Origin of the sequence: Haloferax chudinovii (assembly GCF_042663345.1) — an archaeon.
GTDB classification, from domain to species: Archaea; Halobacteriota; Halobacteria; order Halobacteriales; family Haloferacaceae; genus Haloferax; species Haloferax chudinovii.
Genome location: NZ_JBHTAB010000002.1, coordinates 350,520 through 373,601, shown reverse-complemented (window position 1 = coordinate 373,601; position 23,082 = coordinate 350,520). Strand labels below are relative to the sequence as shown.

The 23,082-nt window shown below is 68.4% G+C and carries 26 protein-coding genes; 12 read left to right on the top strand and 14 right to left on the bottom strand.

Going from position 1 to position 23,082, the window contains the following annotated elements; genetic code table 11:
• Positions 1–6: 6 nt before the first annotated feature.
• The 5 genes from ACFQI8_RS06115 to ACFQI8_RS06095 form a co-directional block, all read right to left on the bottom strand.
• Positions 7–951, bottom strand: coding sequence for an aminotransferase class IV (locus ACFQI8_RS06115; protein ID WP_390243419.1), 945 nt, complete (start codon positions 949–951; stop codon positions 7–9).
• Positions 948–1,658, bottom strand: coding sequence for an anthranilate synthase component II (locus ACFQI8_RS06110; RefSeq protein WP_390243418.1), 711 nt, complete (start codon positions 1,656–1,658; stop codon positions 948–950). The genes ACFQI8_RS06115 and ACFQI8_RS06110 overlap by 4 nt, the downstream gene beginning before the upstream one ends.
• On the bottom strand, positions 1,655–3,169 hold the full coding sequence (gene pabB / locus ACFQI8_RS06105) for an aminodeoxychorismate synthase, component I (protein ID WP_390243417.1): 1,515 nt from the start codon (positions 3,167–3,169) through the stop codon (positions 1,655–1,657). Before pabB ends, ACFQI8_RS06110 begins: the two co-directional genes overlap by 4 nt.
• Positions 3,170–3,283: 114 nt before the next feature.
• Positions 3,284–3,967 (bottom strand): helix-hairpin-helix domain-containing protein, encoded by a 684-nt coding sequence (locus tag ACFQI8_RS06100; protein ID WP_390243416.1) that lies wholly within the window; start codon positions 3,965–3,967, stop codon positions 3,284–3,286.
• 44 nt (positions 3,968–4,011) lie between these two features.
• A complete protein-coding gene (locus tag ACFQI8_RS06095) occupies positions 4,012–4,821 on the bottom strand; it encodes a shikimate dehydrogenase (protein ID WP_390243415.1) in 810 nt (269 codons plus the stop codon).
• Positions 4,822–4,983: 162 nt separating this feature from the next.
• On the opposite strand from ACFQI8_RS06095, the gene ACFQI8_RS06090 reads away from it, so the two are divergent.
• From ACFQI8_RS06090 to ACFQI8_RS06065, 6 genes are all read left to right on the top strand, one after another.
• A complete protein-coding gene (locus tag ACFQI8_RS06090) occupies positions 4,984–5,955 on the top strand; it encodes a calcium/sodium antiporter (protein WP_390243413.1) in 972 nt (323 codons plus the stop codon).
• 97 nt (positions 5,956–6,052) lie between these two features.
• Positions 6,053–7,402, top strand: a complete 1,350-nt coding sequence (locus ACFQI8_RS06085) for a sodium:calcium antiporter (protein ID WP_390243412.1) — start codon at positions 6,053–6,055, stop codon at positions 7,400–7,402.
• A 57-nt stretch (positions 7,403–7,459) separates the two neighbouring features.
• The gene (locus ACFQI8_RS06080) at positions 7,460–8,779 is read left to right on the top strand and encodes a D-aminoacyl-tRNA deacylase (protein ID WP_390243410.1); all 1,320 of its coding nucleotides are present in this window, start codon (positions 7,460–7,462) and stop codon (positions 8,777–8,779) included.
• Positions 8,780–8,937: 158 nt separating this feature from the next.
• The gene (ftsZ, locus tag ACFQI8_RS06075) at positions 8,938–10,083 is read left to right on the top strand and encodes a cell division protein FtsZ (protein ID WP_390243409.1); all 1,146 of its coding nucleotides are present in this window, start codon (positions 8,938–8,940) and stop codon (positions 10,081–10,083) included.
• Positions 10,084–10,314: 231 nt separating this feature from the next.
• Positions 10,315–10,488 carry a protein translocase SEC61 complex subunit gamma gene (locus tag ACFQI8_RS06070; protein WP_004044219.1) on the top strand — a complete coding sequence of 58 codons (174 nt, stop codon included), beginning with the start codon at positions 10,315–10,317 and terminating at the stop codon, positions 10,486–10,488.
• 1 nt (position 10,489) lies between these two features.
• Positions 10,490–10,942, top strand: coding sequence for a transcription elongation factor Spt5 (locus ACFQI8_RS06065; RefSeq protein ID WP_004970097.1), 453 nt, complete (start codon positions 10,490–10,492; stop codon positions 10,940–10,942).
• A gap of 172 nt (positions 10,943–11,114) precedes the next feature.
• Here ACFQI8_RS06065 and ACFQI8_RS06060 read toward each other — a convergent pair whose 3' ends face one another.
• The gene (locus tag ACFQI8_RS06060; RefSeq protein ID WP_390243407.1) at positions 11,115–11,417 is read right to left on the bottom strand and encodes a DUF7565 family protein; all 303 of its coding nucleotides are present in this window, start codon (positions 11,415–11,417) and stop codon (positions 11,115–11,117) included.
• 98 nt (positions 11,418–11,515) lie between these two features.
• Between ACFQI8_RS06060 and ACFQI8_RS06055 the strand changes: the two genes are divergently transcribed.
• Positions 11,516–12,280 carry a PHP-associated domain-containing protein gene (locus ACFQI8_RS06055; RefSeq protein WP_390243405.1) on the top strand — a complete coding sequence of 255 codons (765 nt, stop codon included), beginning with the start codon at positions 11,516–11,518 and terminating at the stop codon, positions 12,278–12,280.
• 51 nt (positions 12,281–12,331) lie between these two features.
• On the opposite strand, the gene ACFQI8_RS06050 is transcribed toward ACFQI8_RS06055, so the two are convergent.
• Together ACFQI8_RS06050 and ACFQI8_RS06045 are read right to left on the bottom strand one after the other, a co-directional pair.
• Positions 12,332–12,856, bottom strand: coding sequence for a metal-dependent hydrolase (locus ACFQI8_RS06050; protein WP_390243404.1), 525 nt, complete (start codon positions 12,854–12,856; stop codon positions 12,332–12,334).
• Positions 12,857–12,926: 70 nt separating this feature from the next.
• Positions 12,927–13,451 carry a CinA family protein gene (locus ACFQI8_RS06045; protein ID WP_390243403.1) on the bottom strand — a complete coding sequence of 175 codons (525 nt, stop codon included), beginning with the start codon at positions 13,449–13,451 and terminating at the stop codon, positions 12,927–12,929.
• A gap of 149 nt (positions 13,452–13,600) precedes the next feature.
• Here ACFQI8_RS06045 and ACFQI8_RS06040 point away from each other — a divergent pair, with 149 nt between their 5' ends.
• On the top strand, positions 13,601–14,824 hold the full coding sequence (locus ACFQI8_RS06040) for an ArsA family ATPase (protein ID WP_390243753.1): 1,224 nt from the start codon (positions 13,601–13,603) through the stop codon (positions 14,822–14,824).
• A gap of 39 nt (positions 14,825–14,863) precedes the next feature.
• On the opposite strand, the gene ACFQI8_RS06035 is transcribed toward ACFQI8_RS06040, so the two are convergent.
• The 4 genes from ACFQI8_RS06035 to ACFQI8_RS06020 all read right to left on the bottom strand — a co-directional run bounded on the left by ACFQI8_RS06035 (position 14,864) and on the right by ACFQI8_RS06020 (position 18,506).
• Positions 14,864–15,709, bottom strand: coding sequence for an SDR family oxidoreductase (locus tag ACFQI8_RS06035; protein ID WP_390243402.1), 846 nt, complete (start codon positions 15,707–15,709; stop codon positions 14,864–14,866).
• Positions 15,710–15,789: 80 nt separating this feature from the next.
• Positions 15,790–16,617 (bottom strand): endonuclease V, encoded by an 828-nt coding sequence (locus tag ACFQI8_RS06030; protein ID WP_390243400.1) that lies wholly within the window; start codon positions 16,615–16,617, stop codon positions 15,790–15,792.
• A gap of 1 nt (position 16,618) precedes the next feature.
• Positions 16,619–17,518: a rhomboid family intramembrane serine protease gene (locus tag ACFQI8_RS06025; protein WP_390243399.1), complete on the bottom strand. Its 900-nt coding sequence runs from the start codon at positions 17,516–17,518 to the stop codon at positions 16,619–16,621.
• Between the two features lie 454 nt (positions 17,519–17,972).
• A complete protein-coding gene (locus ACFQI8_RS06020) occupies positions 17,973–18,506 on the bottom strand; it encodes an inorganic diphosphatase (protein ID WP_390243398.1) in 534 nt (177 codons plus the stop codon).
• Between the two features lie 335 nt (positions 18,507–18,841).
• Between ACFQI8_RS06020 and ACFQI8_RS06015 the strand changes: the two genes are divergently transcribed.
• The gene (locus ACFQI8_RS06015; protein ID WP_390243396.1) at positions 18,842–19,201 is read left to right on the top strand and encodes a PadR family transcriptional regulator; all 360 of its coding nucleotides are present in this window, start codon (positions 18,842–18,844) and stop codon (positions 19,199–19,201) included.
• Positions 19,202–19,236: 35 nt separating this feature from the next.
• Here ACFQI8_RS06015 and ACFQI8_RS06010 read toward each other — a convergent pair whose 3' ends face one another.
• Both ACFQI8_RS06010 and rnhA read right to left on the bottom strand, forming a co-directional pair.
• Positions 19,237–19,797 (bottom strand): DUF7108 family protein, encoded by a 561-nt coding sequence (locus ACFQI8_RS06010; protein WP_390243395.1) that lies wholly within the window; start codon positions 19,795–19,797, stop codon positions 19,237–19,239.
• Positions 19,790–20,383, bottom strand: a complete 594-nt coding sequence (gene rnhA / locus ACFQI8_RS06005) for a ribonuclease HI (RefSeq protein ID WP_390243394.1) — start codon at positions 20,381–20,383, stop codon at positions 19,790–19,792. Before rnhA ends, ACFQI8_RS06010 begins: the two co-directional genes overlap by 8 nt.
• Positions 20,384–20,501: 118 nt before the next feature.
• Between rnhA and ACFQI8_RS06000 the strand changes: the two genes are divergently transcribed.
• From ACFQI8_RS06000 to ACFQI8_RS05990, 3 genes are all read left to right on the top strand, one after another.
• A complete protein-coding gene (locus ACFQI8_RS06000) occupies positions 20,502–21,482 on the top strand; it encodes a transcription initiation factor IIB (protein WP_042663705.1) in 981 nt (326 codons plus the stop codon).
• Between the two features lie 97 nt (positions 21,483–21,579).
• Positions 21,580–22,842 (top strand): DNA repair protein NreA, encoded by a 1,263-nt coding sequence (gene nreA, locus ACFQI8_RS05995; protein WP_390243393.1) that lies wholly within the window; start codon positions 21,580–21,582, stop codon positions 22,840–22,842.
• Positions 22,843–22,879: 37 nt separating this feature from the next.
• A complete protein-coding gene (locus ACFQI8_RS05990; protein ID WP_390243391.1) occupies positions 22,880–23,053 on the top strand; it encodes a hypothetical protein in 174 nt (57 codons plus the stop codon).
• Positions 23,054–23,082 lie beyond the last annotated feature (29 nt).

Here is a 23,082-nt window from a genome sequence, read left to right as displayed (position 1 = left end):
AACGACTCAGTTCTGGTTGTCGTCGCTGTCGTCGTTGTCGTCCCCCTCGCCCCCGTAGTGGCGTCGCTCCACGTAGTCGTCGTAGAGCCGCGAGAGGAGTTTCGTCACCGGGCCGTCGCCGACCTCGATGCCGTCGACCGTCTCGACGGGTCGGAGCTCCCACGTCGAGTTCGTGAGGAACGCTTCGTTCGCGCCGCGCACATCGTCGGGCGTGAAGCGCCGCTCCCGAATCGGGATACCCTCCTGTCGGGCGAGGTCGAGGACGACGCGGCGGGTGATGCCCGGGAGGACCGGCCCGTCGAGACTCGGGGTGCAGAGCGCGTCGTCGTCGACGAAAAAGAGGTTGCTCGTCGCGCCCTCGGTGACGTAGCCGTCGGCGTCGAGCATGAGCGCTTCGTCCGCGCCGGTGACGCGGGTTTCGACGCGGGCGAGGATGCCGTTGAGGTAGTTGTGCGTCTTCGCCCCCGCGGGGAGCGACCGGTCGGGAGTGCGCCGGGTCTTGACCGTCTGGACCGACGCGGGGCCGTCCCACACGGGGTCGGAGCCGCGGCCGCCGCGGGCGAGTGGCTCCGCGATGACGACGACGCGGGGGTCGACCGCCTCGGCCGGCGTGAGGCGGCCGCCCTGACTGCCGCGGGTGACGGAGAGCCTGACGTACGCCTCGTCGAGGCCGTTCGCCGCCAGCGTCTCGTCGATTCGCGCGCGCAGGTCGGCGTCGGACAGGCCGTGGTCCATCCCGAGCGCGTCGCACGTTTCGGCGAGTCGGTCGGCGTGGGCATCCCAGTGGAACACCTCGCCGCCGTAGGCGCGGAGCGTCTCGAAGGCCGCGTCGCCGTAGAGGAAGCCGCGGTCCGTGACCGGAATCGACGCCGACTCGGCGGGGACGAGCTCGCCGTCGACGTGGTAGCGAAGCGACCGCCCACCGGCGTCTCCGTCGCCGTCGTCGCTCATCGCTCGCCCTCCCACGCCTCCGCCGCCGGGCCGTCACCCGCGGCGAGCGCGACGAAGTTGCGGACGATGTCCTTCCCCGAATCGGTGAGGATGCTCTCGGGGTGGAACTGCACGCCGACGTGGGGCTTCTCGCGGTGGCGGACGCCCATCACGACCGCGGGGTCGTCGTCCTCGGGACCTCTGTCGTCGTCCGAACCCCCGGCTTCGAACCCTTCTGCGACCGTGTAGGCGGTCACCGCCAACTCGGCGGGCACGTCCTCGTGTTCGACCGCGAGCGAGTGGTAGCGGCCGACCTCGATTCGGTCTGGAAGCCCGGAGAAGACGCCCGCGCCGTCGTGTTCGACGAGCGAGGGCTTCCCGTGGACGACGTGGGGCGCGTGCCCGACGGGGCTTCCGAGGGCGGCACACAGCGACTGGTGGCCGAGACAGACGCCGAGCGTCGGGTAGTCGAGGTCGCGGAAGACAGAGACCGAGACGCCGGCCTCCGCGGGGGTGCCGGGGCCGGGCGAGACGACGACCCCGTCGGGGTCGATGTCGCGGATGTCGTCGGCCGAGACCGCGTCGTTGCGATAGACGAGCACGTCGTCCGACCCGTCTCCCCTCCCGTCCGCGCTTTCGTCCCGCGCCTCGGCGACCGCCTCGCCGACGTACTGCACGAGGTTGTAGGCGAACGAGTCGTAGTTGTCGACGACGAGGATGCGCGTCATCGTTCGGCCTCCACGGCCATGCTCGCGCGCTCGCCGAGCGCCTCGTCGATGGCGGTGACGAGCGCCCGCGCCTTCGCCAGCGTCTCGTCGTACTCGTCTTCGGGGTCCGAATCGTGGACGATGCCCGCGCCGACGCGGAGGTGGTACTCGTCTCCGAAGCGGACGAGCGTCCGGATGACGATGTTCAGCACGGCGCGGTCGTCGAAGCCGACGGCGAACATGCTCCCGGTGTAGGGGCCGCGCCGGGTGGCTTCGAGTTCGTCGATAATCTCCATCGTCCGGGGCTTCGGCGCGCCCGTGATGGTCCCCCCGGGGAAGACGGCGGCGACGGCATCGGCCAGCGAGGTCCCCTCGCGTCGGGTTCCCTCGACCAGCGAGACGAGGTGCATCACCTCGGAGTAGCGGTCCACCCGGCGGTACTCCGTCACCTCGACCGACCCGTATTCGGAGACCTTCCCGAGGTCGTTGCGTTCGAGGTCGACGAGCATCGCGTGCTCGGCGCGCTCTTTCTCGTCGGTCGTCAGGTCGACCTCCAGCGCGTCGTCCTCCTCGGGCGTCGCCCCCCGCGGGCGGGTGCCGGCGATGGGTTCGGTGACGAGGCGGTCGCCCTCGACGCGCAAGAGGAGTTCGGGGCTGGCGCTCACGAGGTCGACGCCGGGGCGTTCGAGCAGTCCCGAGTACGGCGCGGGGTTGACCTCCCGGAGCGCCGCGTAGGCGTCGACCGGGTGGACCGCGGCGGGGGCGACGAGTCGCTGTGAGAGGTTCGCCTGAAACGTGTCGCCGTCGCGGATGTACCGCTTCGCGGCGCGGACTCGGTCGGCGAACGCCTCGCGGCCGGGGGCGCTCTCGAACGTCGCCTCGTCGGCCTCGACGGGCGCAGAGACGAGTTCGGGGTCGCCCTCGACGGCTTCGACGGCGAGGTCGGTCGCCCGACCCCGCGCCTCGTCGTAGACGGCGTCGAGGTCAGCGCCGTCCTCGACGGCGGGACAGCAGGTGACGCGGAGCGTCGTCTCGCCGTCGTCGGGCCGGGGTTCCGCCCACGACGCCACGAGGTCGTACAGGCCGAGTTGCAGGTGCGGGAGTCCCCGGTCATCGGTCGTGTGCTCGGGGAGTGATTCGAGCTCGCGGGCCGCGTCGTACGAGAGCCAGCCGAACAGGCCGCAGGGGTACGGCACGTCGCAGTCGCCGCGAGCGAGCGTCTCCGAGTCGGCGAGCGATTCGAGCGCGGCGAGACTCGGCGCGGCGTCGTCGCCGGGGTCGCCCCAGTCGTCGTCGGTCGGGTCGTCAGCGGTCAGGCGCTCCGCGGGGTCGACGCCGAACGCGCCCCAGCCGGGTTGCCCGCCGGTCGTCTCGTAGAAGAAGCCGCCGGAGTCCCGACGGGCGCGTCGGTACGCGTCGAAAGGGTCCGAGACGGCGACACGGACCTCGACGGGGACGCGCGCGCCGGCGGGCGCGACCGCGGCGGTCGCGCGAAAGTCGTCGCGGTCGGTGACGACGGTCGGTGCGGTCATTACCCACACCAGTCCGTCCGCCGGGTAAACGGTTTCGTGACGCGTCACCGGAGCATCGAGCGCGGTCGCCGGCCGGGAGAGAACTCGTCTCGGTCGCTTCCGAACGCGCGTCGGTTACGCCTCGCCGGCGCGGTCGATCCAGCGCTGGACCCGCTTCGGCGAGACATCGATTTCGTCGCCGACCTCGTCGGCGTCGGCCGCGGCGAGGTCCGCGACGGTCTCGATGCCGATCTCGGAGAGGCGCTCGGCGTACGCCGGGCCGATGCCGCGAACCGTGTCGACGGTCGGCGCATCTCCGTCTTCGGATTCTGCTTCCTCGTCTTCGTCGTCGGTCTCTTCGGCTTCGGGTTCGTCGAGTGCTGGCTCGGCTTCGTCCTCGGATTCGTCGAGTGCTGGCTCGGCTTCGTCCTCGGTTTCGCCGTCGTCGCCCCCGTCTTCGGCTTCCGCTTCGGTCTCTGCTTCGACCTCCGGTTCGGCCTCCTCGATGGCGTCGGCCGCTACTTCGGCGTCGTCGCGGGTGTCCTCGTCGTCCGTGTGGGACTCGGCGTCGGCCTCGGGTTCGACCGCATCGTCGGCCGCTTCTTCGGCTTCTTCGGCCGGTTCGTCCGCCGATTCCGCCTCGTCGACAGGTTCCTTCACCGCGGCCTCGGCCTCGACGTTCGGTTCCTCGCGCTCGGTTCTGGTGTCGCGTTCGACCGTAACGGTCGCCGTGTCGTCACGTCCGTCTGTCGAGGACGACGACGAGGTGCCACCAACGAGGGATTCCCAGAGCGACGAAATAGTGTCAAGCAAGCCCATGTTACCTTCTCCTATGCAATCCCGTTATTTAAAAACCGGCGGCCTCAGTCGCTCTCGAGGTGGCTCCGGAGCGCGGCGTTCATCGCCTCGACGGGCGCGTCGCGGCCGGTCCACAGCTCGAACGCTTCGACGCCCTGCAGGAGGAGCATCCACGCGCCGTCGATGGTGACCGCGCCGGTCGCGGCCGCCTCGCGGAGGAGTCGGGTCTCCAGCGGCGTGTAGACCGCGTCGAGCACGGCGAGGCCGCCGTGGAGATAGTCAGCCGGGACAGGCGTCTCGTCGGGCGATTCCATCCCGACGCTCGTCGCGTTGACGAGGACGTCCGCCTCCCGAATCCGGTCGCGCGTGTCGAGTCCGCCGCCGGTCGCGCCGGGGACGGCCGCGGCGAGTTCGACCGCGCTCTCGGCGGTCCGGTTGGCGACGTGAACCGACGCGCCGGCGTCGGCGAGGGCGAACGCGGCGGCGCGGCCCGCCCCGCCGGCACCGACCACCACGGCGTCCGCTCCGTCGAGGTCGACGCCGTGGCGGTCGAACGCCCGCGTGACGCCCGCCGCGTCGGTGTTGTAGCCCGTCGGCGTCTCCGCGCCGAAGTCGATGGTGTTGACAGCGCCGATGCGCTCGGCCAGCGGGTCGGGGTCGACCAGTTCGAGCACGTCCTGTTTGAACGGGATGGTGACGTTCAGCCCCGAGACGCCGAGGGCGTCCGCGCCGTCGACGGCGGCCGCGATGTCGTCGCGGGCGGGTTCGAACGTGACGTACCGCGCGTCGAGGCCGGTTTCCCCGTAGGCCGCCTCGTGCATCGGCGGCGACAGCGAGTGGCCGACCGGGTTGCCGACGAGACCGTACACTTGCATGGGCGGGTGGTGTTTTGCCGTCGATATAACTCGCCCGTCCGCGTCGGATTCCGCCGGGACCCGACGGCCCCCGCGCGGGGTCGCCCCGTATCGCGCCCGCGATTGTCGGGGACTCGCTGTGTACCGGCGCGCTTTTGGTCTCCCGTTGGTCTACTCCCGCGTATGTCGGCACTCGCAACCCTGCTTTCCTTCGATACCGCGCTCCTCGTGGCGGGTATCGTCGCGCTCTACCTCGGGGCCGAAGCCCTCGTCGAGGGCGCGTCTCGGCTCGCCATCGGTCTCGGCCTCCGGGCGGCCATCGTCGGTGTGACCATCGTCGCGTTCGCGACGACCACCCCCGAACTGTTCGTCGCGGTGCTGAGCGGGTTGGGCTACAGCGCCGACCTCGGTCTCGGCGCAATCGTCGGCTCGAACATCGCCAACATCGGCCTCGTTCTCGGCATCTCGGCGCTCATCCGGCCGATGGGCGTCTCGACGACGACGCTCCGACGACACGTCCCGTTCATGATCGCCGCGGCGGTCGCGCTCGTCGCGCTCGGGATGGACGGAAACCTCAGCGCCGTCGACGGCGGCGTCCTCTTGGTCATCCTCGTCGCGTTCACGGGCTACCTGCTGTACCGCGCGCGGTCGGCGACGGCCGACGCTCTCGGCACGGACGAAATCGACATCGAGGACGAAGACGAGGTGTCGGCGCAACTCAGAGACGTGGTCTACCTCGGTCTCGGTCTCCTCCTCCTGTTCGTCGGCTCGAACTGGCTCATTCAGGGCGGACAGGGACTGCTCGAATCCTTCGGGTTCGGTCCGCGGTTCATCGGGCTGACGGTCCTCGCGTTCGGCACCTCACTGCCCGAACTCGCGGCGTCGGTCATCAGCGCGGTCCGCGGCGAGTCGGAGTTCAGCATCGGCAACGTCGTCGGCTCGAACATCTACAACGTCGTCGCCGTCCTCGGTATCCTCGCCATCATGGTCCCAGTGAACGTCCCCGCGAGCACCATCTCGCTGGACTTCCCGGCGCTCCTCGTGTTCACCTTCGGGGTCATTGCCCTGATGCTCCGCAACCGCGACGTGTCCCGTCTCGACGGCGGCATCCTCGTCGGCGGCTATCTCGTCTTCTTCTGGCTCATCCTCCCCTGACGGTCCCCTCCCGGGAGCGTTCGGCCCCCAGTCAGTCGGTCGCCCCGGAGTTCGAAGCACAAGAGCTACCGGCTTCGGCTTCGCGCTTGTAGTGACGATGCTACGACGACTCGGCCACCCGCTGACCGCGGTGTTCGGGGCCGCGCTCCTGACGGTCCCGTGGCTGGCCCTCCACACGGTGTTCGGCGTTGACCTCGCGACCGGCGTCACCGTCGCCCTCAGCGGTATCGCCGTCCTCGGTGCCTCGTTCCTCCTCGCGTGGGGGGCCGAAACCGCCGAGGCCGACGTGCCGCGAGCGTTCGCGCTCGCCATCCTCGCGGTGCTCGCGGTCGCCCCCGAGTACGCGGTGGACGCGCTCTACGCGTGGGAGGCCGGCATCAACCCCGGCTCGCCCGAGTCCGCCGAGGCCGCGAGCCTCGCCGTCGCCAACATGACCGGGGCGAACCGCATCCTCATCGGCATCGGCTGGTCCGCAATCGCGCTTTTCACCGTCTACCGCGCCCGCGACACCGGCGACGAGGCGGTCGAGTCTCGACCCGGCTTCCTCGCGGACGTGGTCCGCCTCGACCACGGCATCGCCACCGAGATTCTGTTCCTCTTCGCCGCGACCGTGTTCGCCTTCTTCGTCCCGCTCGGCGCGGGCATCGGCGCGGTCGATATGGTCGTCCTCGTCGGCCTCTACGCCGCGTACATCTTCGTGGCGATGAACTCGCCGCACGAGGACGAAGAACAGATCGGCGTGCCCGCGTACCTCCAGTCGTACCGGAGACCCAAGCGCATCGCCACGACGCTCGCGCTGTTCGTCTTCTCCGGCGTCGTCATCCTCGCCGCGGTCGAGCCGTTCGCCCACGGCCTCGAAGCGCTGGGGGAGTCGGTCGGCATCCCCTCGTTCCTGATGATTCAGTGGGTCGCGCCGCTGGCGAGCGAGAGCCCCGAACTCATCGTCGTGGCCTACCTCGTCAACAAGGCGCGGGCGACCGCCGGCTTCAACGCGCTCATCTCCTCGAAGCTCAACCAGTGGACGCTCCTCATCGGGACGCTCGTCCTCGTCTACAGCCTCTCTGTCGGCACCTACGCGCCGCTCCCGCTCGACACGCACCAGATGGGCGAACTCTGGCTGACGGCCGCTCAGAGCTACTTCGCCATCGCCATCCTCGTCACGTTCTCCATCAGCCTCCGCGAGGCGGTCGCCCTGCTCGGCCTGTTCTTGGCGCAGTTCGTCTACTCCGTCACCGGACTGGCGGTCACGCTCCCGGTTCCGGGCCTCGGGGCGGTCACCTTCGACGGCCCGACCTCGCTCGTCGGCTTCTCGGTCGTCTATCTGGTCATCGGGACGGCGCTTTTCGTCCGGCGGCGCAGGCAACTCGCCGCGGTCGTCAAGCTCTCTGCCCGGCGCGTCCGCGGCGACCACGGCGCGACCGAGGTCTCGGCCGCGGTCGAGGACTGACCGGCTCCCCTCGCCGCTTCCGACGCCCTTTTCGCCGACCTCGGCTACCCTCGTATCGTGATCGGAATCGTCGTCAGCCGCGCCGACAGCGCATCGGTTCACATCGGCGAGCGCCTGCTCGAACTCGCCGACTGGGACGAACGAACCGACGGGGACCGACCCGACGCCGACGGCGGCGGCACCGTCTTCGCCCGCGACGGCTTCGAACTCCGCGAGTTCGATGCCCTGCACATCGACCTCGACGACCCGGCCGCGGCGTTCGACGCCGACCTCGACTTTCTCGTCGTCGTCTCCCGGCACGCCGGCGAGACCGGCGCGCTCCTGACCGCGCACTTCACCGGGAACTTCGGTCCCGCCGACTACGGCGGCGAGCCGGGGCGATTCGCCCGCGCGTGCCCCAACGCCCAGCGCGCCGTCGTCGAGGCGCTCCGCGACCGCGCGCCCGACGACTACGAAGTCGGCATCGAGGCGACCCACCACGGCCCGACCGAGCCGACGGTCCCCTCGATGTTCGTCGAACTCGGGAGCGACGACGAGCAGTGGGACGACCCCGAGGGAGCCCGCGCCGTCGCGGCGGCCGTCCTCGACATCGAGGGGGTCGCGGCCGACGCGGACCGCCAGCTCGTCGGCTTCGGCGGCGGCCACTACGCCCCGCGGTTCGAGCGCGTCCTCCGCGAGACCGACTGGCGCGTCGGCCACATCGCCGCCGACTGGCAACTCAAGGCGATGGGCGGCCCCGAGACGAACCGCGACGTGCTTCGGCGGGCGTTCGAGGCCTCCGCGGCCGACCTCGCGCTGGTCGACGGCGACCGCGACGACCTCGCGGCCGCCCTCGAAGCCGAGGGGTTCCGGGTCGTCTCCGAGACGTGGGTCCGCGAGACCACGGGCGTCCCCCTCGACCGCGTCGCCGCCCTCGAAGCCGACGTCACGACTATCGACGAGGGCCTCCGCTTCGGCGCGCGAATCGGTGCCGACGACTACGAGGTCGTCTCGCTTCCCGACGGCCTGCTCGGCGAGGCGCAGGGCATCGACCTCGACGCCGCGCTCGACGCCGTCCGCGAGACCACCGTCGCCTTCCACACGACCGAAGGCGGGACGCGCGCGGTGGGCCGCGCCGCCGTCGCGGGCGACGGCTACGACGAACTCGTGTCGCGGCTCTGCGACGTGCTCCGCGAGAAATACGACAGCGTCGTCCGCGACGACGGGGCGGTCACGGCGACGACGCGCGCCTTCGACCCCGCCGCCGCGCGCGAGTTCGGCGTCCCCGAGGGCCCGGCGTTCGGCACGCTCTCGGCCGGACAGTCCGTCGAAGTCGACGGCGAGACCGTCGCGCCCGAAGACGTGTCGAAAGAGCGACTCGTCGAGTTCGTCGTGTAGTCGCCATCGAGACGCGCCCGACCGGTTTCGCCCCGAGAGACGGTCTGTGCCGCGGGCTCACATGTCACGTTTCGCCACGGATCGGCGGCTCGTCAGACAGATGTCTGACGGAAGGGGGAAAGATAATTAGTCGTCCTCCGTAAACCGTCTCCATAAATATGGACTCTATCGTCGGTGACGCAATTGACGAGGCCGAGGCCGAGGCCAAGGACGTGGGGGACGGGTCGGCTCAGGTCGACGGCTCGACCAACATCAACCGGTCCGGGACGATGACTGACGACGAACTGAAAGCGGTTCTCAAAGACCTCCAAACCAACATCACGGTGGTCGGGTGCGGCGGTGCCGGCGGCAACACCGTCAACCGGATGCACGAGGAGGGAATCAAGGGGGCGAAGCTCGTCGCCGCCAACACCGACGTGCAACACCTCGTGGAAATCGGGGCCGACACGAAGATTCTCATGGGCGAACAGAAGACCCAGGGCCGCGGCGCGGGCTCGCTCCCGCAGGTCGGCGAGGAGGCCGCCCTCGAATCCCAAGAGGAGATCTACGACGCCATCGAGGGCTCCGACATGGTGTTCGTCACCGCCGGTCTCGGCGGCGGCACCGGCACCGGCTCGGCCCCCGTGGTCGCCAAGGCCGCCCGCGAGTCGGGCGCGCTCACCATCGCCATCGTCACGACGCCCTTTACGGCCGAAGGCGAGGTGCGACGAACGAACGCCGAGGCCGGTCTCGAACGGCTCCGCGACGTCTCTGACACGGTCATCGTCGTCCCGAACGACCGCCTGCTCGACGCCGTGGGCAAGCTCCCCGTCCGGCAGGCGTTCAAGGTCTCCGACGAGGTGTTGATGCGCTCGGTCAAGGGCATCACCGAACTCATCACCAAGCCCGGTCTCGTCAACCTCGACTTCGCCGACGTGAAGACCGTCATGGAGCGCGGCGGCGTCGCCATGATCGGTCTCGGCGAGTCCGACTCCGAGTCCAAGGCCCAAGAGTCCGTCAAGTCCGCCCTCCGCTCGCCGCTTCTCGACGTGGACATCTCCGGCGCGAACTCCGCGCTCGTCAACGTCACCGGGGGCTCCGACATGAGCATCGAGGAGGCCGAGGGCGTCGTCGAAGAGATTTACGACCGCATCGACCCCGACGCGCGCATCATCTGGGGGACCTCCGTCGACGACGAACTCGAAGGCATGATGCGGACGATGATCGTCGTCACCGGCGTCGAGTCGCCCCAAATCTACGGCCGCAACGGCGAGGTGCAGGCGCAGGCCGAAGAGCGTCTCGAAGACATCGATTACGTCGAGTAGTCGGCGTCGCCGCCCCGTCGGCCGCGGGGGACTCGCTTTCGCTCCCGCGCCCTCGCGGGTTCGATTGCCCGCCGCGTCTCGCTTCCCGCTCGTTCCCGCTCGTTCCCGCTCGTTCCCGTCAAGCGGCGGCACCGGGCCGAACTCGTCGGGGTCACCCCGTTCGCGAGCGCCCGCTCTCCCCGTCGATGCATCAATAGATAGAAAAAGCCCGACGCCTTAGCCCCCAGCAACATGGACGTCAAGTACGACCTGAACAGCTACGTTCGCGTGTTGAAACTCGCGAGCACCCCGTCGTGGCAGGAGTTCTCCCAGATCTCCAAAATCGCCGGCGCGGGTATCTTCCTCGTCGGACTGCTCGGTTTCATCATCTTCGCGGTTATGAGCTTCCTCCCCGGGGGAGTCTGAGATGCCCATCTTCGCCGTAAAGACCACCGCTCGGCAGGAGCAGACGGTTGCGGACATGATCGCGACGAAGGAGTTCGCCGAGATTCACGCCGTCCTCGCGCCCGACTCGCTCACGAGTTACGTGATGGTCGAGGCCGACGACGACGGCATCGTCACGCGCGTCCTCGAAGAGATTCCCCACGCTCGCGGTCTCGTCGAGAGCGGCGGCGCGGTCGGCACCTCCAGCATGGCCGAAGTCGAGCACTTCCTCTCTCCGACGCCGGACGTCGAGGGCATCGCGGAGGGCGACATCGTCGAACTCATCGCCGGCCCGTTCAAAGGCGAGAAGGCGCGCGTCCAGCGCATCGACGAGACGAAAGACCAGGTCACCGTCGAACTCTACGAGGCGACGGTCCCGATTCCGGTCACCGTCCGCGGCGACCAGATTCGCGTCCTCGACTCCGAAGAGCGGTAAGCGTCCGCCCCGACGAGGGTTTCTTCTCTCTCAGTTTCGACTCGACTCGACGCGCGCGACGAGCCGCGCGCCCTCGGTGACTCCCATGTCCCCCGACAGTCCCCGAGGAGCGCCGTCTCGGGCGAGCCGCGTCGCGCCCCATCGCGACTGCAACCCCCCGTCTCGCGTGGGCCTACAGCGCGCCCTGCTCGCGGAGCGTCTCGACGACGCTGTTGAGGTCCGCGTCCGCCTCGACGGCGTCTTTCACGTCCTCGCGGATGCGGACCGCCGAGGAATCGGCGTCGTACGCGCGGACGAACTCGGCGCGGGTGTGCTCGTCGAAGGCGTGTCGAATCGCGAAGTAGCCCTCCGGAACGACGGTCCCACACACTTTGCACTCGTGGCGCTCGTGGTCCACCGTCTGGTGGATGACCGCGTTTTCCACGTCTTCGAACCGACCGTCACACCCTTCGATTCCGCACTTCCACCGGGACATGTTCCCCCCGACGGCCGTGAGCCACAAAACCGTTTCTTCGACCGGCCGCCGTTCGACAAATAGCAACCACTAACTGGTCGCTGACCCGACCGTACCGTGTGAGCGCGACCACGACGACGCGGGTCGATATGCACGTGAAGATTCTCGACGAGCGGGTCGTCTCGCGGGCGAAAGCCCGCGGCATCGACGTGCTCGTCTACGCGCCGCACTTCGTCCGCCTGCCCGACATCCGCGCCCGCGCGGCGCGATTCTCCGACGACGACCTGCTCGTCGTCCCCGCCCGCGAGGTGTTCACGGGGTCGTGGCGCGACCGGAAACACGTCCTCGCGGTCGGCATCTCGGACCCCGTCCCCGACTTCATCACCCTCGACGGGGCCTTCGCGGAGTTCGACCGGCAGGGCGCGGCGACGCTCGTCCCCCACCCCGAGTTCCTGACGGTGAGCCTCACCGCCGAGGACGTGGCCGCCCGCCGCGACGACATCGACGCCGTCGAGACGTACAACACGAAGGCCCTCCCGCGGGACAACCGGCGCGCCCGCGACATCGCCCGTGAGACGGGGCTTCCGGGGTTCGGGTCGTCCTACGCGCACCTCCGCGGCACCGTCGGCGAGGCGTGGACCGAGTTCGACCGCGACATCGACTCCGAGGCGGCCCTCGTCGCCGCGCTCCGCGAGGGGGCAGACCGCCGGGTCGTCCGCCGCACCGGGGGCTCCCACGCGCTCCGCGGCGCGGTCGAGTTCGCCCACCTCGGCTACGAGAACTCGTGGGGGAAGGTCGACCGACTCCTGCTTTCGGGGATGGAGCCGACGCACCCGAACCACATCGCCTACGACGGCCGATTCGACGACGTGAGCGTCTACTGAGTTCGCGGGCAGTCGAACGCTCCGACCGAACGCGCCCGCGCTCCGAAGCCCTCAGAGCACCGCGCTGAACGACGCCGCGGCGTCCGCGAGGGACACGTCGAGCGAAAAGAGGTAGTAGTGGACGCCCGCGAGGACGCCGAGTTCGGCGACTGTGACGATGACGGTCACCGCGTCGGCGTGTTTCGAACTCGTCGCCACGCCGGTCGGCAGGTTGTACTCCTGTGGCGAAAGCGGGTAGAACAGCGCGATGCCGCGCTTCGAGCCGACCATGTCGAGGACGTAGTGGGTGGCGACGCCGATCCAGACGAACTGGAGGTTGCCGAAGACGGGCGGGAACGCGAGGAATATCGCCAACACCGGGAGGTTGTGGAGCGTCTTCCGGTGCTTGCCGAAGGCGGTGTCGACGTCGGGAAACAGTGCGCCGAGCACGACCGGAAGCGACAGCTGACCGATTTTCTGGGCGAGGAGGAACGCCGAGTCGACCGTCGGTTCGAACGACCGCGGGTCCACGGTGAGGATGACGCCGAGCCCGAGCGCCAACAGGATGGCGTTGAGCACGTGTCCCTTCTTGTTCATGGATGCAGACTGGTCCGCCGGGATACAAAGCTTTCCCACGGAACCGACAGACGGCGGCCCTCCGGCCGATTCAGTCGGTCGTCGCGGACTCGATTTCCCCGCGGAGGAGCGCCAGCGCCCCGCGCGCGATCCGTTCTTTCACCTGCGTCCGCGACCCGTCGTATTCGACGCGCTCGACGCGGGCGTAGGAGTCGCCTGACCCCCACGGCGCGGCGAAGGCGACGCCGACGAAGACGGTGCCGACCGGCTTGCCGGGGAGGCCGCCGTCCGGCCCGGCGATGCCCGTCGTCGCCAGTCCCCACGTCGCGTCGGCCACGTCGCGGACGCCGGCGGCCATCTCGCGGGCGACGGGCTCGGAGACGGCCCCGTGTTCGTCCAGCGACTCCCGCGAGACCGCCAGTTCGTGGCGCTTGGCGTCGTAGGAGTAGGTGACGAGCGAGCGGTCGAAGTAGTCGCTAGAGCCGGGCACGTCGGTCAGGAGCGACCCGATGAGACCGCCGGTACAGGACTCCGCGACGGCGACGGTGTGGCCCGCCTCGCGGAGGGCGTCGCCGACGCGGACCTCCTCGGGCGGGTCGGATGCGAACTCGCGCATACGACCGACCACGGGCGGTCGGGACAAAAGCTGACGGGCAGGCGAGCGGCGGGGGTGTCGTCGCGGTCGGCACCGACGCGACCGGGCAAAAGTCCTCCGGCGGTTCCGAGACCGAGAAGTACACAAAGCCCCGCGGTGTCGAGTCCGACATGGACATCGACGTTGAGCCGACGGAGCGACCCGACGCCGACGAAGACGACGACGACGCCGGCGACGATGGGCCGGCCGAAATCGAGGTGGAAGTCACCGACCCCGACGAGGTCACCTCGACCGACACCGAGGACCTCCCTGAGGGAATCGACGCCCCAGACTACGTCCTCTACGGCGGGAAAGGCGGCGTCGGGAAGACCACGATGGCCGCGGCGACTGCGCTCGCCAGCGCGGCCGACGGCACCGCGACGCTCGTCGTCTCCACGGACCCCGCACACTCCCTGTCCGACACGCTCGGCGTGCCGGTCCCGGACAAGCCGAGTCGCATCCGCGAGGAGATTCCCCTCTACGCGGCCGAAATCGACCCCGACGCGGTCATGGAAGGCCCGTTCGCCGGCGGCGACGGCGCGGGCGAGGGCTTCGACGACGAGACCGACTTCGAGACCGGCGAGTACGGGGACGACAACCCCTTCGCCGACGGCGACGCGGACTCCCCGCTCGGCGGCATGGGCGGTGGGATGGGCGGCTTCGAAGACCTCCTCGGCGGCGACGGGCCGATGGGGATGGGCGGGCCGATGCCCGGTGCGGACGAGGCCGCGGCGATGCAACAGCTCCTCGAATACATGGATGACCCGCGGTTCGACCGCGTCGTCGTCGACACCGCACCCACGGGCCACACGCTCCGCCTGCTCGAACTCCCCGAGCTGATGGACTCCATGCTCGGCCGCATCGCCCGCATGCGCCAGCGCTTCTCCGGAATGATGGACAACCTCAAGGGGATGTTCGGCGGCGGCCCCGACGACCCGCAGGCCGGGATGGCGGACCTCGACGACCTCCGCGAGCGCATCGAGCGCCTGCGCGCGGTCCTTCGGGACCCGACGCGGACCGACTTCCGGGTCGTCATGATACCCGAGGAGATGAGCGTCGTGGAGTCCAAGCGGCTCGTCTCGCGGCTCGACGAGTTCGGCATCCCCGTCCAGACGCTCGTCGTCAACCGCGTGATGGAGTCCGTCGAGGACGTGGCAAACGTGGACCCCGAGTGGATAGAGTCGCCCGACTTGGAGAACTGCGGCTTCTGCCAGCGTCGCTGGCAGGTCCAGCAGGACGCGCTCCGCTCGGCGACGAATCTCTTCCGCGGCCGCGACGTCAAGCGAGTGCCACTACTCGCAGAACAGGTACAGGGCGAAGACGCCCTTCGGGTCGTCGCGACCTGTCTCGACTGACGCCGAGACGAACGATTTCGAAGGCCACCGGCGACGTGCTCAGGGGAGCTTTCGCGCGAAGCCGTAGAGCGCGTCGCGCCACGCGTCGGGCAGGAACCGGGCGAGGACGCCGACGCGGGCGACGGTTCCGGGCTGGTAGCGCGCCCGCGGCTTTGTCGAACTCGCGGCGTTGAGGACGTCTTCTGCGACCCGCTCGGGCGGAATCGCGCCGGGGCCGCTCCCGCCGAGCGCCTGCGAGTCGTCGAACAGCTTGTAGAGCGTCTCGTACGCGCCCGAGCGGTCGAGTCCGTCGGCGTCCTCGCCGTTGCCGTTGACCTCGTCGTCCACGCGGTTCGAAAACTGCGTCTCGACCGGCCCCGGTTCGATGAGGACGGCGTCGATGCCGTACTCCTCGACCTCGGTGCGGAGCGCGTCGGTCATCGCTTCGAGGGCGAACTTCGAGCCGGCGTAGACGCCGGTGCCGGGGAAGGCGACGCGGCCGACGACGCTGGAGACGCTGACGATGGTGCCGTCGCCCTGCGAGCGCATGTGAGGGAGTACGGCGCGGACGAGTCGGTGCGGGCCGTAGACGTTCACGTCGAACTGGTCGTGGACCTTCTCGGTCGGCACGTCCTCGACGGGACCCATCTGGCCGTAGCCGGCGTTGTTGACGAGGCAGTCGATGCGTCCCTGCTCGTCGACGATGCGGTCGACGACGCGGTCGACGTCCCCCTGGTCGGTCACGTCGAGCGTCGCGATGTTCGCGCCGCGTTCCCCCAGCGTCTCGATGTCTGCCGGGTTCCGGGCGGTGGCGTAGACCTCCCACTCCTCGTCGAGGAAGTCGAGCGCCGTCGCGCGCCCGATTCCCGAGGAGCAACCGGTGATGAGGACCGTCTTTTGATGCACGTCGGTAGGTCGAACCGCGCGCTGTTAAGTGTACTCGGTTCGCCACAAGGCCAGACGGGGAACGTCGGTCGAATTCGCCCTCACTCGTACTGGGCCTTCGCCTCGTCGGCGTAGGCGTCGGCCAGCCGGGTCGGCTCGGGGAGCTTGTACGACCCCGAGAGTCGGGAGACGAGGTCGACGGTCGTCGCCGCCGAGAGGCGGTGGCCGGGGCTGACGTACAGCGGGTTCACGATGGGCCGCGAGTCGTACTGCCGCGACTGGAAGGCGTAGCCGATGGTCGTCTCCGGGTCGGCGGGGTGGCCGCCGACGGCGTCGACCGAGTCGTCGGCGCGAATCGGGGTTCGCCAGCCCTCCGGCCGACCGTCCACGTCCTCGTCCGGCGTCCCGCAGAGGAGGGACTTGGCGACGCCGATGCTCGGGGCGTCGCAGACGACGCCGAGGTGCGTGGCGAGGCCCGCCTGTCGGAAGTGGATGCGCCCGGAGCCGTCGAAGACGAGCAGGTCGGGGTCGCAGTCGAGTTCGGCCAGCGCGTCGAGGATGGGGCCACCCTCGCGGAACGAGAGCAGGCCGGGGATGTACGGCAAATCGAGGTCCGAGACGGCGTGGACGCGCTCGACCACCTCGCCGCCGCGGAGGACGACGACGGCGCTCAGCGCGCGGTCGTCCAGAAACGACTGGTCGATACCGGCGACGAGCGGCGGCGAGTCGCCGTCGGCGTCGCCGCCGAGCGCCGTCGCCTCCGTGAGCGTCCGGTTCTCCGTTTCTGGGGTGTCGAGCGAGACGCGCGCCGGGTCGAACGGGAGGTCGTCCTCGAAGACGGCGGTCTCGGCGACGCGGCGCTGGAGCGACTCCATCTCGTCGCGCGAGAGCCCGGGGCGCGGCGCGAGGTCGGGGCGGGCCGGTCGCATCTCAGAACCGACCGCGGCCGGGGCCGCCGGGACCACCGGGGCCGCGTCCGCCGAGCGAGAGCTGGGAGGGGACGCTTCGGCGGCCCTTCACGCGCTGGCCGTAGGCGAGGCCGATGACGAGGCCGATGAGGTGCGCGAAGTGGGCGATGCCGTCGGCGCTCTGGCTGACGAAGAAGAACACCGAGATGCCGGCGAAACCGAGCGTGAACAGCCACAGCGGGACGGGGATGATGAAGTACAGATAGATGCGGAGCCCCGGGTTGAGGACGGTCAGGACGCCGAGGACGGCCATGATGGCACCGCTCGCGCCGACGACGGCGCTCAGGCTTCCGGGCGACAGGAGCATCGACGAGCCGACCTGCGCCAGCCCGGCGAGCATCCCGCTGACGAGGAACAGCGCCGCGAACTTCCGCGAGCCGACGTAGCGCTCCACCAGCGGGCCGAAGAAGAACAGCACGATGGAGTTGCCGACGATGTGGTAGAAGCCGCCGTGGGCGAATATCGAGGTGACCCACGTCCAGACGTACTCGGGGTGGATGCTCGTGAGGTAGAAGACGTTAATCGAGAGGTTGGGCAGTCCGAGGAACCGCTCTAAGACGAGCTGGGCGAAGAACGTGAGCCACATCAGCGCGAGGAACAGGTAGCTGACGTTCCCGCGGAAGTAGCCGAGCACGCCGCCAGCGCCCGTGAGCGAGCTCAGCAGTCCGCCGCCGCGGCCGCCCTGATTGTTCACCGAATCGTCGAAGGAGCTATCGAAGACGCCCGCGGGGTCGTCCCACTCGGAGAGCCCCGCGCAGTCGTGGTTCTCGGGGAGGCGGTGTTCGGAACAGAACGTCCCGCCACACCGCGAACAGCGGTACGGCAGACTCTCGTCTTTGCCGCACACGTCGCAGATAGGCATTACCAACGCCTTACAGCGGCGAGATAAAAAGGGGTTCCCTCACGAATGCGGTGTGTGAACGCATAGCTCGAGTGCGAGTCTGTGTATCCGCGTCGGCGACGCCGCCGCTCTCGACGGTCGTCACGCGAGAAATTCGGTGTTACGCGTCTTCGACGGACGGCTCGTCCGCGTCTTCGTCCGCCTCGTCGGCGGGCGTGAAGTTCGTGGGAACGACGGTCGGGTGCTGAAGCCCGAGGCGGGGTTGCTTGGCTGCCATTCGTGTCTCAAGCTACCGGACAGAGGGACTAAAAATTACCCATGCGCATAATTCATCGGCGGGCGCGTCGGCGATAACTGTCGGGTATCCGGGTCGCCGACGGCAGTCGGTTTCGGGCCGGCGGAGCTCTCGGCGTCATCGCCGCGGTCGACACTGTCGGTTCGGTTCAGCGTCCGAAAAAACGCGCGGCGGAGTCGCTTACGCGAAGTTCTCTTCGTAGAGGTCCATCGCGTGTTCGATGGCGTCCTTGGCGGCCTGCTTGTCCTCCCAGCCCAGCGTTTCGACTTCCTTGCCGGCTTCGAGGTTCTTGTAGGTCGAGAAGAACTCGTCGATTTCGTCGAGCGTCTGCTGGGGGATGTCTTCGAGGTCCTCGATGTGGTCGTAGCGGGGGTCCTCGATGGGGACGGCGATGACCTTGTCGTCCTGCTCGCCGTCGTCGTCCATCTTCATGAGCGCGACCGGACGGGCCTCGATGACACAGCCGGGGAACGTCTGGTCCTCGACGAGGACGAGCACGTCGAAGGGGTCCTCGTCGTCGTAGTACGTCCGCGGCATGAAGCCGTAGTCCGACGGGTAGTGGACGTTGGAGTGAAGCACGCGGTCGAGGACGACGCCGGGGATGTCCTTGTCGTACTCGTACTTGTTGCGCTCGCCTTTGAGACATTCGACGACTGCGTAGATTTCGTCCGGCGCGTTCGGTCCGGTCTCCATGTCTTCCCAGAGGTTCACCATACCGAACCCATCCTCGATACGGGCAAAAGTCCTTTCGGGATTGGTCTCCTACGAGTACCACTCGAGTCTCGTCGGCCGCTTCGAACCCCTCTATATGTAGAGGTATTCTCCATAGAATCCCCAGACAGTACTCCTATGCGCCTGAGATATTCCCCGGGTATGACCACTCGGCCACCACGCGCGGTCTCGCGTTCGACGCCACGGCCCGCCTCTGTGCAATACCCGGCACTCATGTCCGCTCCGCCCCAAATCCATCGTATAATGCCCCCACATTCGGCGGCGAAACGGACTGCTCGTTGACAAAGTTTAAATAGACCGATGACATTTCCATATGCATGTCAGAGGCACAAACAATTGGCACCAAGTCCGGTGTGGCTCGGGACCTCACCGCGTTCCAACAGAATATCCTCGTCATTCTCGCCGAGGAGCCGATGTACGGCCTGGCTATCAAGCGTCACCTCGAATCGTACTACGACACCGAGGTCAACCACGGGCGTCTGTACCCCAACCTCGACGACCTCGTCGAGATGGGGCTGGTCGAAAAGAGCGAACTCGACAAGCGGACGAACCAGTACGAACTGACCGACGACGGCCTCCAGGCGGTCCTCGACCGCTTCGACTGGATGCTCTCGAAGTTCGTCACCGACGACGAGCGCGCCGAGATGGTCTCGGAGCTCGTCGAAAACAAGCTGTAATCGGCAGGACACACCGCACGAACCGCGGGGTTCGCTCAGTTGTATTCGGGCACTTCGGCGTCTGCGGCGTCGAAGAGCAACTCGAGCGACTCCGGCAACAACGACTGCTGTTCAGCGGTCGGCCACGCATTGCGTGGATAATATTCTTCGACGAACTCGCGCACCTCGGGAGCGCCGGCCGTCTCGATTCGCCGGACGTAGTGATTCCCGAGGAAGTCCGCGAACGCCCGGGCGTTCGCCGCGTGGTCCGCACCGTGTTCCTCGGCGACGGCCGCCACGCACGACGCGTTGTGTTCTTCGACCGCGCTCCACTCGTGGCCCTCGCCGGTTCCCGACAGCGGGCGTTCGATTCCGCGGTCGACATCGTCTATCTCCGCGGGGTCGACGACGCCGCCGTCGTCGACCCACTCGTCGGGGTGGAGCACCAACACGTCGTCCTCCTCGCGGTGTCGCGCGCGGAACTCGTACTCGCCCACGATGTCGTCGCGGACGGACCGATACGCCTTGGCCTCGTCGGGGTCGACGGCGTCGCGGGCCAGTCGCGTCAGCCGCTCGGCTTCGGAAAGCACGTCTTCGGGGAGTTCAGACTCAGGCATCGTCGAGGGCCTCGTTGGCTAGGGAGTCGGCGCGGTCGTTTATCTCTCGCGGTACGTGCTCCAGCGACCAGCGGTCGAACGCCGATAGGAGCTCTCGGGCCTTCACGCGGCGCTCTCTCAGACCGGGGTCGTTCGTGTTCCACTCGCCGCGGACCTGCTTGACGATCAACTGCGAGTCGCCGCGGACGTCCACCTCGTCGTAGCCGTACTCCTCTGCGGCCGACAGCGCCTCCACGAGCGCCTCGTACTCCGCGCGGTTGTTGGTGGTCTCGCCGATTCGCTTCGAGCCCTCGGCGACGATGCCGTCGCTGGTCACGATGGCCCACCCGATGGCGGCGGGGCCGGGATTTCCCCGGCTCGCGCCGTCGAAGTAGACGTGCGCGCGGCCGCCCGTCGGCCGGATGAGCGCGAGCAGGTCGGTCGGTCTCGACCCCTGCACGACGACCTTCCCGTCGTAGGCGACCGCGCTGGCGTCGCCGCGTTCGGCGCGCCAGCGCTCGTGGTCGGTGTTTCCGGGCGAGACGGACACGCCCGCGGCTTCGAGTCGTCGTCGGGCTTCGTCGGGGTCGCACTCGACGGTCGGCATACCGTCACCTCACCGGTGATTCGGTAAAGGCGCTCCGTTCGTCGTTGCGGCCGCGGTGACACTCCGACGAACGCCGCCAAAGGTTGAAGTGCAAGGAAATAGACAATATATAAATGCGATGAAACGGCCTACCCGCCAGCGGGAGCGTGAGCACGACCGGACTCGATGGGGAGACGAGTCACAGGACGACGAGACATCCGAAGAGGAGTTGGACCTCGACGACCTCGACCCCGAGGAAGTCGTTCGGACCGGCGACGGCGAGTTGATTCACGAGGAGACCGGCATCATCATCGAAGAAGAGCGCATCGACCCCGGCCCGGAGTGGCGGGCGTTCAACCACTCCGAGCGCCAGTCGAAGTCTCGCGTGGGCGCGCCGACCACGCAGACGATGCACGACAAGGGGCTGACGACGACCATCGACTGGAAGGACAAAGACGCCTACGGCCGCTCTATCTCCTCGAAGAAGCGGTCGCAGATGCACCGCCTCCGCAAGTGGCAAGAGCGTATCCGGACGAAGGACGCCGGCGAGCGCAACCTCCAGTTCGCGCTCAGCGAAATCGACCGCATGGCGTCGGCGCTCGGCGTCCCGCGGTCGGTCCGCGAGGTCGCGTCGGTCATCTACCGACGGGCGCTCAGCGAGGACCTGATTCGCGGCCGCTCCATCGAGGGCGTCGCCACGTCGGCGCTGTACGCCGCCTGCCGGAAGGAGGGAATCCCACGTTCCCTCGAAGAGATTTCCGAGGTGTCGCGCGTCGAGCGCAAGGAAATCGGCCGCACGTACCGCTACATCTCCCAGGAACTCGGCCTGGAGATGCGGCCGGTGGACCCGAAGAAGTACGTCCCGCGCTTTTCGTCCGAACTCGACCTCTCGAAGGAGGTCCAGTCGAAGGCCAACGAGATTATCGAGACGACCGCGGAACAGGGCCTGCTTTCGGGCAAGTCGCCGACCGGCTTCGCCGCCGCCGCAATCTACGCCGCGTCGCTTCTCTGCAACGAGAAGAAGACCCAGCGCGAGGTCGCGGAGGTCGCACAGGTGACAGAAGTCACCATCCGGAACCGCTACCAGGAACAGATCGAAGCGATGGGAATCCACACCTGAACTCCGTCCGCGCGAGTCGCATCCCGTTCTGACCCCCCGGTCTGACTCCGGACGCGTCGCCGAAGGTTCATACCCGCGGACGACCCACATCCGGTGAATGCGGCTCGACGAGTACATGGACATCGAGCGGGACGAGAACGCCGAGCGGCGGCGACTCGCCGAGGAGAAGTCCTACGGCATCCTCGACCACCTCGAAACGTTCCAAGACCGGTTCGAGGAGACGGTTCAGGGAGACTCGCTGTACGGTGGCGTCTCCCCGTCTATCTTCGTCGGGCGGTCGAACTACCCGAACGTCTCGACGGGCATCCTCTCGCCGGTCGGCCACGACGAGAACGCCGCCTCCTTCGAGACGAGCGCGGCGTGGTACGACGAGGGCGTGAGCATCGACGACGTGTTCCAGCGGCGCACCTCGCTTCTGAACTCCAACCGCGGGACGAAGGTGACGAACGTCGCCGACTCGTGGGACGGCTTCCTCGGGACGCAACGCGAGGTCGCCATCGCCGACCGCCCCGTCACGGTCGAAATCGGCCTCGACGGGACGCCCTCGCTCGACCTCGACGCCCGCGCCGACGACGTAGCGACGCCCGTCGGCCCGCGGGCCCGCGCCCGCTCGGCCGACCTCGCGGAGAACCCGCACGTCCCCAAACTGGTGAAAAAGACGCTCGAAGACGACGACTGGAACGCCGAGGGCGCGATGACGTACCTCTACCGCCGCGGCTTCGACGTGTACGACATCAACACCATCCTCTCGGCGGGCGCGCTCGGCCAGACCGAACAGCGCCGGCTCGTCCCGACGCGGTGGTCCATCACCGCCGTCGACGACACCCTCGGCCAGTACCTCCGCGGGCAGGTCAAACACGCAGAGAGCGTCGACAGCGTCGAAATCTACCGCAACGAGTTCATCGGCAACGCCTTCTGGGTCATCCTCGCGCCGGGGCGTTGGGAGTTCGAACTGATTGAGCTGAAAGCGCCGGGGAGCGTCTGGAACCCCGACCCCGAAGCGGGGATGTACCTCGCGGCCGACCGCGAGGGCTACGAGGGCCGGACCGGCTACGTGAACGAGACGGCCGGCGCGTACCACGCCTCCCGGCTCGGCGTCCTCGAACACCTCCAAGAGCGCGGCCGACAAGCGAAGGCGCTGGTCATCAGACACGTCTCCGACGACTACTGGGGCCCGGTCGGCGTCTGGCAGATACGCGAGTCCATCCGCCACGCCTTCGAGGGCGAGGTGGCCGCCGCCGAGACGTTCGGCGACGCCGTCCGCGACGTGACGGAGTACCTCCCGGTGTCGCTCGCGGACCTCCGCCGGAAGTCCACGATGGCCGCGGGCCTCCAGACCGACATCTTCGACTTCGCCTGAGCAACGTACTTTTGACAGCCGGACGATACGTTTTCGTATGGTCCCGTTACAGGTCCCCGGCGGTCCCGAACTGCTCATCATCATCCTCATCTACGGTATCTTCGCGCTCCTCCCCGTGGTCGCGGCGCTCGTCGCGCTCTACCTGCTGTACAAGATTCGCGGCGACGTGAAACGCATCGCGGACGCGCTCGACGCGCGAGACGGGGTATAACTCGAAACGCCCGATTCAGCTCGGTACCC